The sequence below is a fragment of the Arthrobacter sp. YN genome, assembly GCF_002224285.1.
In the GTDB taxonomy this organism is placed as follows: Bacteria; Actinomycetota; Actinomycetes; order Actinomycetales; family Micrococcaceae; genus Arthrobacter.
This window is the reverse complement of the sequence record NZ_CP022436.1, coordinates 3,309,381-3,326,721: the sequence shown is the minus strand read 5'-3', so window position 1 is coordinate 3,326,721 and position 17,341 is coordinate 3,309,381. Positions and strand designations below refer to the sequence as shown.

Genomic DNA, 17,341 nt, shown 5'->3' with positions numbered 1-17,341 from the left:
GCTGGCAAACCCCAATTTTACCAGCAGGGCAGGCTTGGAAACTGTCAGCCGGTGGTCCTAGGCTTTGGTCATGTTGCTCACCAAATACACCCACGCTTGTGTCCGGTTGGAGAAAGACGGGAACGTTCTGGTCATCGATCCCGGGACCTTCTCCGAGTCGGGGGAAGCGTTAACCGGCGCCCACGCCGTCCTCATTACGCACGAGCACAATGACCACATTGACCGGCCCGCTTTGGTGTCCGCGCTCCGGAGCAACGCCGGGCTTGAGGTCCATGCCCCCGCCGGGGTTGCCGCAGCCCTGCGAGAGGAAGCCGACGTCGCAGCCCGCGTCCACACGGCTGAGCCGGGCTCCGGTTTCGATGCCGCAGGGTTCAGCGTACGCACCTTCGGCGGCCAGCACGCGGTGATTCATGCGCAGATCCCGGTGGTGGCCAACATCGGGTACCTGATCGATGCCAACGTGTTTCACCCCGGGGACTCGTTCGTGGTCCCGGACGGCATTGACGTCAAGACTCTCCTGGTGCCCATCCATGCTCCGTGGTCCAAGGTGGGGGAGGTTGTCGATTTCGTCATCTCGGTCCGCGCTCCCAGGGCGTTCCCGGTCCACGACGCCCTGCTTAATGAACTGGGACGTGGCATTGTTGAAGGCCATGTGACCCGTATCGGCGCCCGTTATGGGACCAGTTATCAGCGTCTTGCCCCACGCGAATCGGTAGAGGTCTAGCCGGTCCACACCCCTGTGCGGTGGAACTGCTCCAGGACTGCCTCGTGAGGTGCGGGGTCCAGCCCCTTCGCCGCAAGCCACCCGGCGTCGTAGTAGCTGCCCGCATAGCGGTCGCCGCCGTCGCACATCAGCGACACGATGCTGCCCCGTCGCCCCTCGGCGACCATCCCGGCCACCAGCTGCCACACGCCCCACAGGTTGGTCCCCGTGGAGGGACCGGCATGCAGGCCCGTGAGTTTCCGAAGGTGGCGCATGGCAGCCACCGAGGCGGCATCCGGCACCTGGATCATGTGGTCGATGACCGCGGGCACGAAACTCGGCTCGGATCGTGGCCGGCCGATGCCTTCAATCCTGGATGGCTGGCCCGTTGCCGCGGCGGCGTCTCCGTCGCGCCAGGCGGGGTAGAAGGCCGAGTTTTCCGGGTCCACCACGGCAAGACGGGTGGAGTAGCGGTTGTACCGAAGATAGCGGCCAATGGTGGCGCTGGTACCCCCGGTGCCCGCTCCTACGACGATCCACTCCGGGACGGGGTGTTCCTCAAGCGCGAGTTGGTCGAAAATCGACTCGGCGATGTTGTTGTTGCCCCGCCAGTCCGTAGCGCGTTCTGCGTGCGTGAATTGGTCCATGTAGTAGCCGCCGGAGGTTTTCGCGGTCTCTTCGGCCACTGCGTACACTTCGGAGGCGTGGTCCACCAGCAGGCAGGCACCGCCGAATTCCTCGATCAGGGCGATCTTTTCCGGGCTGGTGGTTTTTGTCATCACCGCGATGAAAGGCAGCCCGATGAGCTGGGCAAAATACGCCTCGGAGACTGCCGTGCTGCCGCTCGAGGCCTCAACGATGGTGGTGCCCTCGGTGATCCAGCCGTTGACCAGTCCGTAGAGGAACAAGGACCGCGCCAGGCGGTGCTTGAGGCTGCCGGAGCGGTGGGTCGATTCGTCCTTCAGGTACAGCTGGACGCCCCAATGGTCCGGGAGGGGGACCGCATAAAGGTGCGTGTCCGCCGAACGGTTGTTCTCGGCCTCGATTTTGCGGATGGCCTCGCTGGCCCATGCCCTGTCCTGAATGCACGAATTGCTCACCGGATAAGCCTAGGCTGGAAACCGGGTGCCGGCAGCAACGGAGCCCAGGCCGCAGGAATTGAAGGAGAAAAGATGTCCACGCTGATAAGTGCCCCCGAACTGCGCAATCGCCTCGATTCAGGGGAGCGGACCGTGCTTCTGGATGTCCGCTGGGTGCTCGGCAGGACGGACGGGCATAGCGAGTACCTGGCGGGTCACCTGCCCGGCGCTGTGTTCGTGGACCTCCCCACAGAGCTTGCCGACCATGCGAGGCCTGGCCAGGGCCGGCATCCGCTGCCCTCCACCGAACGGTTCCAGGGCGCGGCGCGCCAATGGGGTATCAACGACGGCGATACCGTGGTTGCGTACGACAACAGCGGGGGCATGGCAGCGGCCCGCGTTTGGTGGATGCTGCGAAATGCGGGCTTGGAATCTGTCTACCTGCTCGACGGCGGCCTCGCCGCCTGGCGCGCCGGCGGTCACCCGGTGGAGGCAGGTGAAGTAAGGCCCGTCGTCGGAAGTGTTTCCCTGGGCGAGGGAGGCCTGCCGGCCATCGACGAAGCCGAAGCCGCGCAGTGGCACCAGAGCGGAGTGCTGCTCGATGCCCGGGCGGGGGAGCGCTACCGGGGTGAAGTGGAGCCGATTGATCCGCGGGCAGGGCACATCCCCGGCGCCGTGAGCGCCCCTACCACGGAGAACCTCGCACCCGACGGAACATTCCTGCCTGCCCAAGAGCTCCGCCGCCGTTTCGAGGCGTTGGGCGTGGATGGCTCGTCCACTGTGGCGGTCTATTGCGGTTCCGGAGTCACAGCGAGCCATGAAATAGTGGCGCTGCACATCGCCGGATACAAGGCCGCCCTGTACCCGGGATCCTTCTCGCAGTGGTCCAACAACTCCGGCAACCCGGTGGCAGTGGGCAGTGCGCCGTTGGAGGAAAGCTCTGGGGACGACGTGGGACCGAGTGGCAGAAGCGCCGCTGCCGGGAGTAGCGTCGGATCATGACTCCAGGACGCCCCGTGCCCCCGCCCCTTGCCAAACCCATCACCATGGACACCGGTGAAACCGGAAGCACCACCCTGGCTGCAGCGTACGGTGCCACGTCCCCGGACAGCGGCCTGGTGCCCCTGACCCTTGCGAGGCGGGCACCCACCGCAGATGACGTAGAGATCGCGATTGAGTATTGCGGGCTGTGCCACTCCGACGTTCATGCGACGCGCGGCGAATGGCGGGTTCCTCCGTACCCGCTGGTTCCGGGCCATGAAATTGTTGGCCGGGTAACCCGCGTGGGCTCCGCCGTGAAGGAATTCATGCCGGGCGACCACGTCGGCGTCGGCTGCTTGGTGGACTCCTGCCGCGAATGCGAGAGCTGCCTTGAAGGCCTGGAGCAATACTGCGAGCGGGGCAACATCGGCACGTATGGGGCCGCAGACCCCCGTCACGGTGACGCCATCACCCAAGGCGGCTATTCGACGTCGGTAGTGGTGGACCGGCGCTTCGTGTTGCGTGTTCCCGAGGCCCTGGACGCGGCAGCGGCAGCCCCTTTGCTGTGTGCCGGGATTACCACCTACTCTCCGCTGCGGTATTTCGAAGTGGAAGAAGGCGACGCCGTGGGCGTGGTGGGCTTGGGTGGCCTGGGACATATGGCAGTGAAGATTGCCAAGGCCATGGGGGCGGAGGTCACAGTTTTCACCACCTCTGAATCCAAGTTTGACGCTGCCCGGGAGCTGGGCGCCGACCACGTGGTCCTGTCCAAGGATGCCGAGGCCATGGAAGCCGCCAACAGGAGCATCGACGTCATTATTGACACTGTTGCTGCACCGCACGATCTCAACCCCTACTTCCGCACGCTTCGCCTGGACGGGGCGCTCTTCCAGCTGGGCCTTCCCGCGGATGAGATGCCGCCCGTTAGTCCCGGACTGCTCATCCGCCGCCGGCTCGCCTATGCAGGATCGTTGATTGGCGGCATCGAGGAAACTCAGGAAATGCTGGACTTCTGTGCGGAACACGGTGTTGTCAGCGACATCGAAATTGTGCGGGCCGACCAGCTGAACGAGGCGTACGACCGCATGGTGGCCGGTGACGTGAAGTACCGTTTCGTGCTGGACACCTCAACACTCCAGGACCCATCCGAAAGGGCAGACGCATGAGCACACTGTTCACCAAAATCATCAACGGGGAGATTCCGGGCCGCTTCGTCTGGAAGGACGAGGAAGTGGTGGCTTTCCTGACTATTGCACCGCTGACTCAAGGGCACACGCTGGTGGTACCGCGTGAAGAAGTAGATTCATGGACCCACGCGCGTCCCGAACTGCTGGCCAAGGTGATGGATGTTGCGCAAAGCATCGGCAAGGTCCAGGAGGACCTGTTTGACGCCAAGAGGGTAGGCGTCCTGATGGAAGGCTTTGAGGTGGACCACTTGCATGTCCACGTGTGGCCGGCCTACTCCACTGCAGACTTCGAGATCCACAACGTGGACCACAATCCGGATCCCGCCGTCATGGATGCCACTGCCGTGAAGCTTCGTGCTGCCTTGCGTTCGGCCGGGCATGGGGATGTTGTCCCGCAGGATTGAGACCTTCAACAAAGTTAACCCGGCGGTGCTGAATCAGCGCCGCCGGGTTTTTTGATCGATGCTAGGCCGGGGCGAGCGCCTGGTTCAGCACCGTACGGATGCGTTTGTCCGAGACGGAGTAGGCGGTTCCGAGTTCTACGGCAAAAAGGCTGACCCGCAGTTCTTCGATCATCCAGCGCACCCGTGTTAACTCAGTGCCCGCGCGGCGACCGGGGAGAAGGGCGGACACGGCGTCGTCATAGTCATCCTCCAGCGCCTGCACGATCGCCATGTTCAAGCCGTCCCGCTGTACGTTGCCGGGAAGCTTCTCCAGCCGCTTCTCGATCGCCTGCAAGTATCGCGGCAACTGGCTGAGCTGCGCGTAGCCCGTCCGTGCCACAAAGCCGGGAAAGACCAACTGCTCCAGCTGGGACTTCATGTCGTTGAGAGCGCTGATCAGCGGCAGGCTGGCGTTGGACTTCAGCGCCTTCTGGATGCGCCGCATACTCGCCAGAACGCGTTCGACGACGGCAGTCACTGTAAACACGGTATCGATCAGTTCCGCACGGACTACTTCATACAACGCGTCGAAGGACTTCCTGTCCCAAGGCAGCTCCTGGGGCGTCAGTTTGTCGATGGCGGCCAGAGCGCAGTCCGCGATCAGGGCACTGACAGATCCGTGCGGATTCTGGCTGAACGTCAGCTTCTCCATATTGCTGAGATGCTCCAGCACGTAGCGGTCAGGAGGCGGAATCCGCAGGGCCAGAAGCCTGATGACGCCGCCACGCATGGCGGCTTCCTGTTCGGCCTTGGTCTGGAAGACCCGCAGGGCCACGGACTTGCCTTCATCAACCACCGCAGGGAAGCCGGTGACGGCGTGGCCCTTGACGGTGCGCGTTACCTGCCGTTCCACCGTCCCGAAGTCCCACTCAGTGATTCCGCTGCGTTCAGCTACTACGCCATCGGGATTGCCGGTAGACGAAGCCGTGGCAGCAGCCCCTTGACCGTTCGCCAGGGCGGATGCTCCCGGTCCCTTACCGGCCTTGGCCGGTGCCGTGGTGGCCGGGGTGGCGCCGAGCGACTCGGCGATGGCGCGGCGAGTGGCGGGGGCAAGCTTTTCCTGGAGTTCAGCGAGGTCCTTGCCTTCGTCCAGGACTTTGCCCTTGCTGTCCACCACCTTGAAACTTACGCGGAGGTGCGGCGGTACGGCATCCCAGTTCCAGGAACCGGGCGGAATGACGTGTCCGCGGAGCCGGCGGAGCACCAGTTCCAAGGAAGGCTCCAGCTCATCGGTTGCGGGGTCAAAGTCCGTTTCCAGTGCCGCGGTTGCCTGCCGGGCCACATCAGGAGCCGGGACGAAGTTCTTTCGTACCTGTTTGGGCAGCGACTTGATCAGGGCAGTGACCAGCTCTACCCGCTGGCCCGGAATCTGCCAACGGAACGGGGCGTCGTCCAGCTGGTTGAGGAACAGCACAGGAACTTCGGCAGTGACGCCGTCCGACGGGTTGGGCGCAGACCCCGGTGCCACGGGATGGAACTCGTAGCTCAAGGGGAGCTCGAAGCCCTTGTGCAGCCAGGTCTTCGGATAGGCGGAGTCGTCCAAGGCATCTGCGTCTTCGCTCATCAGCAGGGATTGGTCGAAGTCCAACAGCGTGGGATCGGCCTGCCGGGCGTCCTTCCACCATTTATCAAAGTGCCTCTCGGAGACTACTTCCTTGCCCACGCGTGCGTCGTAGAACTCGAAGAGCGTTTGGTCGTCCACCAGGATGTCGCGGCGCCGCATGCGGGTCTCGAGCTCTTCGATTTCCTGGAGCAGGGCGCGGTTGCGGTGGAAGAACTTGTGATGGGTCTTCCATTCGCCCTCCACCAGTGCGTGGCGGATGAACAGTTCGCGGGAGAGCTCGGGATCAACCCGTCCGTAGTTGACCCGGCGGTTGGGAATGATCGGGACACCGTAAAGGGTGACCTTCTCGTGCGCCATGACTGCGCCTTGCCGCGAGGACCAGTGAGGTTCGCTGTAGGACCGCTTCACGAGGTCGGGGGCTACCTGTTCAGCCCACAGGGGATCGAACTTGGCGGCGACCCTGGCCCACAAGCGGCTGGTTTCCACCAGTTCCGCTGCCATGACAAAAGCCGGAGACTTCTTGAACAAGGCCGAGCCGGGGAAGATGGCGAAGCGGCTGCCACGCGCACCGGCGTATTCGCGCTTGCGCTCATCAAGGAGCCCAATGTGGCTCAGCAACCCCGAGAGCAGGCTGATGTGGATGCCCTCATAGTTGCCCACAGGATCGGCTTCACGCTTGTTGTCCAGCGCGATGCCCAGTGGCTTTGCCAGCTGCCGGAGCTGGGTGAAGAGGTCCTGCCACTCGCGGACGCGCAGATAATTGATGAACTCGTTGCGGCAGAGCTTGCGGAACTGGGTGGAGGACAGCTCGCGTTGCTTTTCCTGGATGTAGTTCCACAGGTTGAGGAAGCCCGTGAAATCCGAGATCTCATCGCGGAAGCGTGCGTGCTTTTCCGAGGCCAGCTGCTGCTTGTCCGTCGGTCTTTCGCGGGGGTCCTGGATGGTGAGCGCAGCGGCCAGGATCATGACTTCGCGGACGCAGCCACGCTTGCCTGCCTCCACGATCATGCGGCCAAGCCGGGGATCAACGGGCAGCTGGGCCAGTTTCTGTCCGACGGCGGTGAGGCCGCTGCCGCTGCGGCCACCCGCTCCTGCGTCTCCGGACTTGGGCGAACTCAAGGCACCGAGTTCGCGCAGGAGCGTCACGCCGTCGTTGATTGCCCTGGAATCCGGCGGCTCCACAAAGGGGAAGTTCTCCACGTCCTTGGGACTGCGGGCAACGCCCATGGCGGTCATCTGGAGGATGACCGCGGCGAGGTTGGTTCGAAGGATTTCCGGGTCCGTGAACAGTGGACGCGAATCAAAGTCCTCCTCCGAGTACAAACGGATGGCGATGCCTTCGGAAACACGCCCGCAACGCCCTGAGCGTTGGTTGGCCGACGCCTGGGAGACGCGCTCGATCGGGAGGCGCTGGACCTTGGTCCTGTGGGAGTAGCGCGAAATACGTGCGGTGCCGGTGTCGATCACGTACTTGATGCCCGGGACGGTCAGCGACGTCTCAGCAACGTTGGTGGCCAGGATGATGCGCCGTTTGCCCCCCGGATTGAAGACCCGGTGCTGCTCCTGCAGGCTCAGCCGTGCAAAAAGTGGCAGAACTTCTGTCCCGGCGAGGCGACGGTTGCTCTGGATGCGGCCGTTGATGGCCTCGGCGGCGTCGCGGATTTCGCGTTCACCGGAGAAGAAGATGAGGATATCGCCGGGAGCCTCCTTGGCGAGCTCGTCCACCGCGTCGCACACCGCATCCAGGGGATCCCGGTCTTCTTCGAGTTCATCGTCCGAGGTGTCCTCATCCCCGCCGGCAGGTTGGGACAACGGCCGGTAGCGGATCTCCACCGGATACGTCCGGCCGGAAACTTCAATGATGGGCGCCGGGTCTTCCTCGTTCCCAAAGTGCTTGGCAAAGCGCTGGGGATCGATGGTGGCCGAGGTGATGATGATCTTGAGGTCCGGGCGCTGGGGGAGGATGCGCTTGATGTAGCCCAGGATGAAGTCGATGTTGAGGCTGCGCTCATGGGCTTCATCGATGATGATGGTGCTGTACTTGCGCAGCAGCTTGTCCCGTTGGATCTCCGCCAGGAGGATGCCGTCGGTCATCAGCTTGATCTTGGTGGACGCACTGACCTCTCCGGTGAAGCGGACCTGGAAGCCCACCTCCTGGCCGATTTCGACGTCCAGTTCCGAGGCGATGCGTTCTGCGACAGTACGGGCTGCCAGGCGGCGTGGCTGGGTGTGCCCGATCAGGCCCTTGTCTCCAAGGCCAAGTTCGAGGCACATCTTGGGGATCTGGGTGGTCTTACCGGAACCGGTCTCGCCGGCGATGATGGTCACCTGGTTTGCGGCAATGGCCGCCATCAGATCCTCGCGGCGCTCGGATACGGGCAGCTCAGCGGGGTAGGAAATATGAAGTGTCATGGCTGCTGCCAGTCTACTGTGGCCGCGGTTCCGCGTCCGCTGTGTCCGTCACAGTCCCCGCCGCCGCAGTGAGCCGGTGGGACAGATGCCGGGCGAAGGACCTGAATTCTTCCGGCTCCAGGATCTCGAAGTCCATGTCCAACGCGGCAAGATAAGCGGCCGGTGCGGCAAGGTTGTCCCATCCGGAACGGAGGATGGTTGCTGCTGGACCGTCAGCGGTCAGCGTCGCGTACTGCGAACTGACGACGGCGGCCACCTCCGCGAGCGGCGCGCGGAGCCGCACCACGACGTCGAACCTGTACGGGGAACGGGTGATGGACTGCTGCACGTAGGCTGCGAGGTCTTCGGCAGGCAAAGGGCGGGGCAGGTACTTTTTGCGTTCGGACGGCAGGGAAGCAAAACGATCGGCCCGGAAGGTCCGCCAGTCTTCCCGTTCCACATCCCAGGCCACCAGGTACCAACGGCGGCCGGTGTCCACCAAACGGTAGGGTTCCACGAGGCGACGTGCCGATTCGCCGTCGGACTTGACGTAGTCAAAAGAGATCTGGCGCTTATCCGATATCGCGGCGGAAACCACCGTCAGCTGTTGTGGATCAACCGTGGCCGCGTTGCTGGGAAGGGTGGTGACTGCTGCTTTCAGCATGGCGAACTTCGGGCGCAGCCGGGAAGGCAACACTTGTTCCAGCTTTGCCAGGGCGCGAACGGAGGCCTCGCCAATACCGGCGACGGGCCCCGCGGCTACAGAGTTCAAGCCCAAGGCAACCGCCAGAGCTTCGTTGTCGTCCAGCAGCAGAGGCGGCAGCTGTGCGCCGGCCCCCAATTGGTAACCGCCCGCGATCCCCGGGGACGCGTGGATGGGATATCCCAGGTTACGGAGCTTGTCGACGTCGCGGCGCACGGTCCGCTCGGTGACGCCCATGCGGTCCGCGAGGGCTGGACCCGTCCATTCCCGGCGCACCTGCAACAGTGACAACAGCTGGAGGAGGCGGGCAGAGGTTTGGATCATGCAAGTGAATCTAGTCCATGTGGCATCGGCATGGATGCCCGTTCCGCCACAGGTGGCCGGCATAGGGACGCCCGCCGTTCGGGGAATCTGCGCAGAATTCCGTGAACGGGCGGGCGTCGGGTGGACAATCTGGGTTGCCGGTGTTGGCTGGCAGGCTTGGTTTTTCCGAAGGTGTGCAGTGGCCCGGCATGTCCTAGTAGATGCGCGGGTTCCAATACGGGGTGCTGGGAGCGTCGAAAGCGCTCCAGGGTTCCTTGGACTGGATGGGCGGGTTATGGCCGCGGCCATCCTTCAGCAGGGCTGAAACAGTGGCTGCGACGGCGGTGATGAGGACGATGAAGAGGATGATTCCGAAGATTTCCATGTCTCCAGCCTGCTCCTGTGGAACGTCAAGAAACAGTGGCAGAAATGCCCCATTTAGATAATTTTCTGCCACACTGGAGATATGTTGAAATCAGTGGCAGTGATAGTTGTTCCCGACTTCTCGATCTTCGAATTCGGCACGGCTTTCGAAGTTTTCGGGATCGACAGATCGGATCGGGGCGCCGGAGTCCCGGCCTTCGACTTCCGGGTATGTGCGCCGGAGCCGGGGGATATCCGCATGAAGTCCGGACTGTCCCTCCACGTCAACCTGGGCTTGGAAGCTGCCGCCGATGCGGACCTCGTCATCATGGCGCCTTTCGGCCGGGACCAGGAAATCCCCGAGTCGGTCATGGAGGCTCTGAGGGCCGCCCACGCACGGGGCGCATGGGTGATGTCCATCTGCTCCGGGGCCTACGCGCTGGCCCGTGCTGGATTGCTGGAAGGGCGGCGGTGCACCACGCATTGGCACTATTCACAGGATCTGTCCAGCCGGTACCCCGGGGCCATCGTGGACGAGAACGTCCTCTATGTGCAGGACGGAACCATCATTACCAGCGCAGGCACAGCGGCCGGGATCGATGCCTGCCTCCACTTGGTCCGCGTCGAATTGGGAGCCAACGTAGCTGCTGCCATTGCCCGGGACATGGTGGTTCCGCCGCACCGCGATGGCGGCCAGGCCCAGTTCATCGACCGGCCCATGCCGCGCTGCGGATCGGCGCCCATGGAGGAACTCCTCCGGTGGATGGTTGAGCACCTCGACGAGGAACACAGCGTGAACGAGCTGGCGGCCCGCCTCCACATGTCGCCGAGGACCTTCGCCCGCCGCTTCAGGGCAGAGACGGGAACTACTCCTGCTGCCTGGCTGAATTCGCAGCGGGTGCTCAGGGCCCAGGAGCTCTTGGAGACCACAGAGCTGAACATCGACGAAATTGCCAGGGAAGCGGGGTTCGGACATTCCGTCCTGCTCCGCCACCATTTCACCAAGGTGCTGGATACCAGCCCGCAGAGTTATCGTCGTGCGTTCCGTGGGCAGTTGGCGGAGGCTGTTTAAGGGCGCGCCGGGTTCACTGCACCCCGGGCTTTCAGCGTCGGCTTCCCAAGCGGCCGCGGGACTCAGAGCCCTCGGCCTTGGCGCATTCCACCAGTTCCTGCCAAGGCCCGGTGACGGCGCGGTCCGGGAGGGTGGCCCGGCGTTGGCCTGCCCTGATGGAGTACATGAACCTGTCCGGTTGGTTGGCCGCCCGTGACTGGCTCTTGGCTTCCTCCCAAGGGCAAGCCTCAACCATCGGAACCCATCGTTCCTTGTCATCGGGGGAGACTGCGTCCACGCTCCAGACGCGCGTCATCGCTGCAATTCCCCCACTGCGTTGGACGGTGATCCTCATGGCCGGCTGCTTCTCGTTCGACGTTTCCTCGTCAGTCAGCCAGCGGGACCGCACCAAGCTGCCCGGTCCGCCAACCGACTAAACCTTGACCTTCACAGTCTCCCACGCCTTGAGGACGGCGTCATGCTCCGCGGAACCTGAGCCGAAGAGTTCCTCGGCGGTAGCCACGGTGGTCTTCGCAAACTTTCCAAAGGTGCAGGTCGCGGGGAGGGAGCCGCTGGTCAACGTCCCGTACCAGATCTGGCCGGGCGCCTCCCACGCATTGCCACCGAGTTCCGAGGCCACTACGTAGAAAGCCTTGTTGGGGATGCCGGAATTAATGTGCACCCCACCGTTATCCGCGCTGGTGCGCACGTAGGTGTCCATGGAGTCCGGCTGGGGATCCTTGCCGAGCACGTCGTCGTCGTAAGCGGTGCCCGGTGCCTTCATGGAGCGCAGGGCAGTGCCTTGGACCTGGTCCGTGAAAAGACCCTCACCGATGAGCCAGCTGGCCTTCGACGCAGACTCCTGCTTCAGGTACTGTTCCACGAGGACACCGAAGACGTCAGACATGGACTCGTTGAGTGCACCGGCCTGGTTCCGGTAGGCCAGGTTGGCCGTGTATTGGGTCACCCCGTGGGCGAGTTCGTGGCCGATGACACTGACGGACTTGGTGAAGCGCTGGAAGATCTGGCCGTCGCCATCGCCAAAGACCATTTGCGATCCGTCCCAAAAGGCGTTGTCGTAGAGCTTTCCGTAGTGGACAGTTGCATCGAGGGCGAGGCCCGCATCATCGATGGAGTCCCTGCCGAAGATTTCCCCATACAGACGGTGTGTGCTGCCAAGGCCGTCGTAGGCCTCATCGGCCGCCACGTCCCCAACGGGCCCGGCGCCTTCCTTACGGACAACACGGCCGGGCAGGGTCTCTGCAGATTCGGCATCGAAAACGGTCCGATTGGGCGGGCCCGGCTTTGCCTGGCGGGCACTGGGCGGCGCCGCCGGGATGGGTGCTGTGCGGATGGCCTGCAGGTCCTTGATGTGCAGCAGCGACTCCTTGGCTGCCCTGGCCACGGCGCGCAGCCGTGGCTCGCTCTGGGCGGCAATCTTGCGAAGCATGTACGGAGGAACGATCGAGCACATCACGGCAAACCCCTTGGCTATCGGAAAGACCAACTGGATTCAGCCTAAAAGCAGCTGCCGACAATATTGCGGTGTACGACCGGCAAGCCCCGAACTGATAGCCGGCACCGGCACACAAAAATACCCCGCCAGTTCACTGGCGGGGTATTCGTTGTGCCCTCGATAGGATTCGAACCTACGGCCTTCTGCTCCGGAGGCAGACGCTCTATCCCCTGAGCTACGAGGGCATCCAGGGTTCCCTCCGTTGCCGGTGGGACGTCCTAGAGCTTAGCAGTCACAGCGCCGCAAATGAAAACCCGACGCCCCGGCGGTAATCCCTGCCTTGGACCATCCGGACCGGCCCTTCGCATCAGTACCCGGCGAACGAATCGACGTGGATACGGCGCGCCCCCGCAGAGCGGGCAGCGGCACGCAGCGAATCGACGCTCGCTGGTGAGCCGGAAACGAAAACTTCGCGATCCGCAACGTCAGGGACCAGCTCCCTAAGGCGCTCCGCGTCGATTCTGGCAGCACCGGCGTCGACCATGAACGCCGGGGGCGCCGAACCGTCCGCCAGCCGGGCAATCACCTTGGCCCCGGAGGCTTCCAGCTGCTCCACGCCGGCCAACTCATCGCGGCCTTTGGCGAGGTACATCACCACGGTGTCGCGAGGCGCGCCGTCAGCGGACAGGTGCGAGAGGAAAGGCGTAATACCGATGCCCGCAGCGATCAGCAGGACCGGTTTGCCGGCGTCGCGCGGTAGAACAAAGTCCCCGCCTACGGCCGTGGCGGAGAGCTTGTCGCCGGGCTTCAAAGCCAGCAGCGCCTTCTTTGCCGCGGACAGCGGCTCGGCCGTGCCAACTCCAAAGGTCACTTCCGGAGCGCCCGGGGCGCTGGTGATGCTGAAGACCCTCCGGCGGCCCTTGCCGTCGGAAGCCCGGTGCGGCAGGTTGAGCTCCATGAACTGGCCGGCAGCAAAGCGCACCGGGCGCTGCGGCTCAAACCTGAACTCCGTGCTGCCCGGAGTCAGGGCACGCGAACCCTTGAACGTCAGCTCCACCCCGCCCCGTTGGCCCAGGAAGAAGGCCAGGAGGTTACCCAGCAACAGCGCGAGTTCGGGGGAGTTGGCAACAAAGCCGAAGTTATAGGGAACCGCAAACACAACACCCACCACACCGGCAAGCGCCAACTGCTGCCAGCGGCGGGGAGGGAGGGTGAGCGGCTCCGAGAGCATGAAGCCTACGAAAAACAGCAGAGGCCTCTGCGCCAAGGACTGCCACAGTGCCTGTCCGAACGTCATGCTGCGGCTCAGGAGCTCCACCGTGATGATGCCGGCAGCCACCACCAGGAAGACCGTGGCCATCAACATTTTTCGCGTGCGGTACAGAACAACCAGCACACCCGGAACCAGGAGCCAGAGCATTGCGGGGGTCGCAGCCCACCACGTGGCGATGTTCAACCCGGTCAGGCCAGTGACGAACGCCCCGGCCGCGGCCGGATTGAAGATGTGCCGCCCACGGAAGGCCAGCGCATATTTGGAGACGCTGGCCACCACGCAGGCGAGGGCCACGCCTGTCATGTCAGTGACTCCGAAGGCAGGCCAGAACAGGAAATAGAGCAGCAATCCCGTAATGAGGGAGGATTCCGTATGTGGCTTGACGCGGAAGATCAACGCCAGGAGCCGGTTGGACACGTATGTCACCGCCAGGCAGAGCGCCAGATGCACCAGCATCTCCGGGAGGCCGAACGTCAGCCAGCCCAGAATGTTGAGGAGCATGCTGTAGGCCACCAGCGCGCCCAGCACCCACAGAATCAAGCGGTACATCGTGAAGCGGCCCAACCAGGTGTCTACGCGGGACTTAGCGGCAATCATGTGAACAGTCTCCCCTCGAAACGGTGCGAATACGTGGCGGCACCACTGGAGGACACCTTGATCCAGGAGAAATCGAAATCATCCTGCAATTGGGCCGGTTCAAGCATGAACAGGGCAGTGGCCAACGCATCCGCCACCAATGCGCTCGCAGCCATGGTCCACGTAGCCACCGTGGTGTGGATGGGCCTGCCTGTGGTCCCATCCAGGACGTGGTGCAGGCCATCGCCCCAGGCCCGCCGGTTGGACGCCGAGGCACAGAGTGCTGAATTGTTCAGTTCAACAGTGCCAATGGCCTGGCCGGGATCATAGGGATGTTCCAAGGCGACCATCACAGGATGGGTGCCCGCATGGAGCATGTCGCCGCTCCCATCAACCAAAAATTCAGAATGGCCGGTTGACTGCAGGACCCCGCCCAGCAGGTCCACCAGCTGCCCCTTTCCCGCGGCCCCAATGTCCAGGACCACGGGTTCGGTGGCAGTCAGGGCCGTGTCCGTCCACTCAAGGACGTCTTCCCAGCGTGGCGGGGCCTGGGGATTCCCGGAGGGGGCCAGCGTGTAACCGGGATCGTAGCCAAGCCGTTCCAGGCTGCTGCCGATGAGTGGGGTCATGGCGCCCCCGCTGAGCCGATACAGGGCGGCGTAGACGTCATGAAGGGCTGCGGCATGCCCGGGCAAAGTGATCCTGCCCGGTCCGCGGGACAGGCCGGACACCAGGGAGTCCGGCCTGAACCGCGAATACGTCGTGTCGTAGTCACTGACTGTTTCCAGCAGTTGGTGCCGCACCGCGGGTCCCAGTGCCTCCGGCGTCGAAATCTCCCAGTGCGTCCCGATGCCGTCAAAACTGAAGGAGCTCCAGTCCGCGCGCGGCATGGTGCTACCTGGCCTGGGACTTGATCTGTTTCACGGCTTCGTTGAACCCGCCGGACGTTAAGGAGGAACCAGCCACCTTGGAGACATTGAGTTCATCGATCTTCTTGCCAACAATCTGCGCCGAAATGCCGCTGGCGAACTCGCCCTGGAACTTTTTGGTGTTGGGGTTCGAAGGGTGCGTGGTGATGTTGACCGCAGACACCGTGTCACCGGCAAGCGTCAATTCCACGCCCACGGTCTCCTGGCCGTTGGGAGAGGTGTACGTGCCGTCGGCGCTGTAGGTGCCGTCCTTGTATGCCGAGGTGCCCGCGGCAGTGGAGCCGGACGCGGTAGAGGAAGAAGTGGGGCTGGACGTGCTGGCCTGGCCGCCATTCTCGGCAGCCGGCGTGGATTCAGCGGACGGGGACTGCGCAGATGGCGCGCAGCCCGCCACGGCACCTATGAGGGAAAGGCCGGCAATTCCGGCGTAAATGCTCTTGCGGAGTGGCGTAGTCATGGTTCTGCTCGTTTCAACTGGACAAGAAATGGTCATGGGACTGGTACTCGCGGGATGACGGACGAGGCCACCTCCTACGCCTTCACAACGTTGAATTCAGCGTAATGGTTCAGCCTGTGCCACCCGCGAGTCGTTCCTGTGTGCAGGCTGTGACCGGATTGTCCACATAAGCGACCCCCAATTCCGCGACTTTGCGGGCCCCCGGTAGGCTAGAAGCGTGACTCCCGAAGAACTCTCTGCTGCCATATCCGCCTGCCTTAAGGACGCCGTCTCTACCGGCGAAATTACCTTGACGGAATCTGCCGTGCCCGATTCCGTGCGAGTGGAGCGACCCAAGAACCGGGATCATGGAGACTGGGCCACCAACATCGCCCTGCAACTCTCCAAGCAGGCCGGTATGAATCCGCGCGAATTCGCCGGCATCCTCAGCAACCACTTGCAGGGCATTCCCGGTGTTACCGGGGTCGAAATCGCTGGTCCAGGCTTCCTGAACATCACCGTGGATGCCGCCACCGCCGGTGCCCTCGCCAAGGCCATTGTTGAGGCCGGCGCCAGCTACGGAACCAACCAGGCGCTCGCGGGCCGCGTGGTTAACATGGAATTCGTGTCCGCGAACCCCACCGGACCGTTGCACATTGGGCACACCCGTTGGGCAGCACTGGGGGATGCGATTGCCCGGGTCCTGCGCGCCTCCGGTGCAAACGTCACCGCTGAGTACTACATCAACGACGCCGGCTCGCAGATGAATGTCTTCGCCAACTCTGTCCTTTCCCGCCTGCACGGCCGCGGCGTCCCTGAGGGTGGCTACCCGGGTGAGTACATCCGAGAACTCGGCGACGAAGTCCTCAACGCACACCCCGGCATCCGGGAACTGACGGACGAGGCCGCCCTCCCTGTGATCCGTTCCGCCGCCTATGAGGCACAGATGGCGGACATCAAGACGACCCTGGCGGACTTCGGCGTAGAGTTCGACGTCTTCTTCTCGGAGAAGGAACTGCACGACGCCGGTGCGATCGAGTCCGCCGTTGCCCGTCTTCGCGAGCAGGGCCACGTCTTCGACGACGGCGGTGCCGTTTGGCTGCGCACCACCGACTTCGGTGACGACAAAGACCGCGTCATGATCCGTGCCAATGGCGAACCGACCTACTTCGCCGCGGACGCTGCCTACTACCTTTCCAAGAAGGACCGCGGGTTTACTGAGAAGATCTACCTGCTTGGTGCTGACCACCATGGATACATCAACCGCCTGAAGGCCATCGCGGCCTGCGCGGGCGATGATCCCGAGGTCAACATCGAGGTCCTCATCGGCCAACTGGTGTCGGTAAACGGCGCAAAGCTGTCCAAGCGTGCCGGCAACATCATCGAGCTCAAGGACCTCATTTCCTGGCTCGGCAAGGACGCCGTCCGCTACTCCCTGGCCCGCTTCCCGGCGGACTCGCCCCTGACACTGGACCCGGAACTGCTGAAGAAGCACAGCAACGAGAACCCGGTGTTTTACGTGCAGTATGCCCACGCCCGTTCCCGGGGCACGGCGCGCAACGCTGCCGAAGCCGGTGTAGAGCGCCAGGTTGATGGAGTGGATGCCTTCGACGCATCGCTCCTGGACCACGCCACGGAAAACGAGCTGCTTTCCTACCTCGGCAGCTACCCGTCCATCGTGGCCAAGGCTGCAGAGCTGCGCGAGCCACACCGCGTGGCACGCCACCTTGAAGTCATTGCCGGGGCCTACCACCGCTGGTACGACGCCTGCCGCGTGTCGCCGCAGGGTGACGATCCCGTCCTTGACGTCAACCGCACGCGCTTATGGCTCAATGACGCCACCAGCCAGGTACTTGCCAACGGACTCGAACTGCTGGGCGTCTCGGCGCCGGAACGGATGTAG

At 63.6% G+C, this 17,341-nt stretch carries 15 protein-coding genes and 1 tRNA gene; 6 read left to right on the top strand and 10 right to left on the bottom strand.

Annotated elements, in window-relative coordinates:
- The first annotated feature begins 70 nt into the window (after positions 1–70).
- Entirely contained in the window at positions 71–724 is a 654-nt protein-coding gene (locus tag CGK93_RS15255; RefSeq protein WP_089595562.1) for an MBL fold metallo-hydrolase, read from the top strand.
- On the opposite strand, the gene CGK93_RS15250 is transcribed toward CGK93_RS15255, so the two are convergent.
- Positions 721–1,803 (bottom strand): PLP-dependent cysteine synthase family protein, encoded by a 1,083-nt coding sequence (locus CGK93_RS15250; protein WP_089595561.1) that lies wholly within the window; start codon positions 1,801–1,803, stop codon positions 721–723. The genes CGK93_RS15255 and CGK93_RS15250 overlap by 4 nt on opposite strands.
- A 72-nt stretch (positions 1,804–1,875) precedes the next feature.
- On the opposite strand from CGK93_RS15250, the gene CGK93_RS15245 reads away from it, so the two are divergent.
- The 3 genes from CGK93_RS15245 to CGK93_RS15235 are packed head-to-tail and all read left to right on the top strand — an operon-like array spanning position 1,876 to position 4,354.
- Positions 1,876–2,784, top strand: coding sequence for a sulfurtransferase (locus tag CGK93_RS15245; protein ID WP_089595560.1), 909 nt, complete (start codon positions 1,876–1,878; stop codon positions 2,782–2,784).
- Complete coding sequence (locus CGK93_RS15240) at positions 2,781–3,929, top strand: NAD(P)-dependent alcohol dehydrogenase (RefSeq protein WP_089595559.1); 1,149 nt, start codon at positions 2,781–2,783, stop codon at positions 3,927–3,929. The genes CGK93_RS15245 and CGK93_RS15240 overlap by 4 nt, the downstream gene beginning before the upstream one ends.
- A complete protein-coding gene (locus CGK93_RS15235; protein ID WP_089595558.1) occupies positions 3,926–4,354 on the top strand; it encodes an HIT family protein in 429 nt (142 codons plus the stop codon). Before CGK93_RS15240 ends, CGK93_RS15235 begins: the two co-directional genes overlap by 4 nt.
- A 61-nt stretch (positions 4,355–4,415) precedes the next feature.
- On the opposite strand, the gene hrpA is transcribed toward CGK93_RS15235, so the two are convergent.
- From hrpA to CGK93_RS23865, 3 genes are all read right to left on the bottom strand, one after another.
- Positions 4,416–8,369, bottom strand: coding sequence for an ATP-dependent RNA helicase HrpA (hrpA, locus tag CGK93_RS15230; RefSeq protein WP_089595557.1), 3,954 nt, complete (start codon positions 8,367–8,369; stop codon positions 4,416–4,418).
- A 13-nt stretch (positions 8,370–8,382) separates the two neighbouring features.
- Positions 8,383–9,375 carry a helix-turn-helix transcriptional regulator gene (locus CGK93_RS15225; protein ID WP_089595556.1) on the bottom strand — a complete coding sequence of 331 codons (993 nt, stop codon included), beginning with the start codon at positions 9,373–9,375 and terminating at the stop codon, positions 8,383–8,385.
- 193 nt (positions 9,376–9,568) lie between these two features.
- The gene (locus CGK93_RS23865; protein ID WP_198318235.1) at positions 9,569–9,739 is read right to left on the bottom strand and encodes a hypothetical protein; all 171 of its coding nucleotides are present in this window, start codon (positions 9,737–9,739) and stop codon (positions 9,569–9,571) included.
- 81 nt (positions 9,740–9,820) lie between these two features.
- Here CGK93_RS23865 and CGK93_RS15220 point away from each other — a divergent pair, with 81 nt between their 5' ends.
- Complete coding sequence (locus CGK93_RS15220; protein WP_089595555.1) at positions 9,821–10,789, top strand: GlxA family transcriptional regulator; 969 nt, start codon at positions 9,821–9,823, stop codon at positions 10,787–10,789.
- Positions 10,790–10,820: 31 nt separating this feature from the next.
- On the opposite strand, the gene CGK93_RS15215 is transcribed toward CGK93_RS15220, so the two are convergent.
- The 6 genes from CGK93_RS15215 to CGK93_RS15190 form a co-directional block, all read right to left on the bottom strand.
- The gene (locus tag CGK93_RS15215) at positions 10,821–11,123 is read right to left on the bottom strand and encodes a protealysin inhibitor emfourin (RefSeq protein ID WP_089595554.1); all 303 of its coding nucleotides are present in this window, start codon (positions 11,121–11,123) and stop codon (positions 10,821–10,823) included.
- 78 nt (positions 11,124–11,201) lie between these two features.
- Positions 11,202–12,218: a M4 family metallopeptidase gene (locus CGK93_RS15210; protein WP_089597494.1), complete on the bottom strand. Its 1,017-nt coding sequence runs from the start codon at positions 12,216–12,218 to the stop codon at positions 11,202–11,204.
- A 178-nt stretch (positions 12,219–12,396) separates the two neighbouring features.
- A tRNA-Arg gene (locus CGK93_RS15205) sits at positions 12,397–12,469 on the bottom strand.
- Between the two features lie 122 nt (positions 12,470–12,591).
- Entirely contained in the window at positions 12,592–14,094 is a 1,503-nt protein-coding gene (locus CGK93_RS15200; RefSeq protein ID WP_089595553.1) for an FAD-dependent oxidoreductase, read from the bottom strand.
- Positions 14,091–14,963 carry an FAD:protein FMN transferase gene (locus CGK93_RS15195; protein ID WP_089595552.1) on the bottom strand — a complete coding sequence of 291 codons (873 nt, stop codon included), beginning with the start codon at positions 14,961–14,963 and terminating at the stop codon, positions 14,091–14,093. Before CGK93_RS15195 ends, CGK93_RS15200 begins: the two co-directional genes overlap by 4 nt.
- 4 nt (positions 14,964–14,967) lie before the next feature.
- Positions 14,968–15,459: an FMN-binding protein gene (locus CGK93_RS15190; protein WP_089595551.1), complete on the bottom strand. Its 492-nt coding sequence runs from the start codon at positions 15,457–15,459 to the stop codon at positions 14,968–14,970.
- A gap of 217 nt (positions 15,460–15,676) precedes the next feature.
- Here CGK93_RS15190 and argS point away from each other — a divergent pair, with 217 nt between their 5' ends.
- Positions 15,677–17,341 carry an arginine--tRNA ligase gene (gene argS / locus CGK93_RS15185; RefSeq protein ID WP_089595550.1) on the top strand — a complete coding sequence of 555 codons (1,665 nt, stop codon included), beginning with the start codon at positions 15,677–15,679 and terminating at the stop codon, positions 17,339–17,341.

Excerpts from the sequence above, each read along its gene's own strand:
- CGK93_RS15255 (WP_089595562.1), top strand. The coding sequence starts at position 71 with ATGTTGCTCACCAAATACACCCACGCTTGTGTCCGGTTGGAGAAAGAC.
- CGK93_RS15245 (WP_089595560.1), top strand. The coding sequence starts at position 1,876 with ATGTCCACGCTGATAAGTGCCCCCGAACTGCGCAATCGCCTCGATTCA.
- CGK93_RS15240 (WP_089595559.1), top strand. The coding sequence starts at position 2,781 with ATGACTCCAGGACGCCCCGTGCCCCCGCCCCTTGCCAAACCCATCACC.
- CGK93_RS15235 (WP_089595558.1), top strand. The coding sequence starts at position 3,926 with ATGAGCACACTGTTCACCAAAATCATCAACGGGGAGATTCCGGGCCGC.
- hrpA (WP_089595557.1), bottom strand. The coding sequence starts at position 8,369 with ATGACACTTCATATTTCCTACCCCGCTGAGCTGCCCGTATCCGAGCGC.
- CGK93_RS15225 (WP_089595556.1), bottom strand. The coding sequence starts at position 9,375 with ATGATCCAAACCTCTGCCCGCCTCCTCCAGCTGTTGTCACTGTTGCAG.
- CGK93_RS23865 (WP_198318235.1), bottom strand. The coding sequence starts at position 9,739 with ATGGAAATCTTCGGAATCATCCTCTTCATCGTCCTCATCACCGCCGTC.
- CGK93_RS15220 (WP_089595555.1), top strand. The coding sequence starts at position 9,821 with ATGTTGAAATCAGTGGCAGTGATAGTTGTTCCCGACTTCTCGATCTTC.
- CGK93_RS15215 (WP_089595554.1), bottom strand. The coding sequence starts at position 11,123 with ATGAGGATCACCGTCCAACGCAGTGGGGGAATTGCAGCGATGACGCGC.
- CGK93_RS15210 (WP_089597494.1), bottom strand. The coding sequence starts at position 12,218 with ATGCTTCGCAAGATTGCCGCCCAGAGCGAGCCACGGCTGCGCGCCGTG.
- CGK93_RS15200 (WP_089595553.1), bottom strand. The coding sequence starts at position 14,094 with ATGATTGCCGCTAAGTCCCGCGTAGACACCTGGTTGGGCCGCTTCACG.
- CGK93_RS15195 (WP_089595552.1), bottom strand. The coding sequence starts at position 14,963 with ATGCCGCGCGCGGACTGGAGCTCCTTCAGTTTTGACGGCATCGGGACG.
- CGK93_RS15190 (WP_089595551.1), bottom strand. The coding sequence starts at position 15,459 with ATGACTACGCCACTCCGCAAGAGCATTTACGCCGGAATTGCCGGCCTT.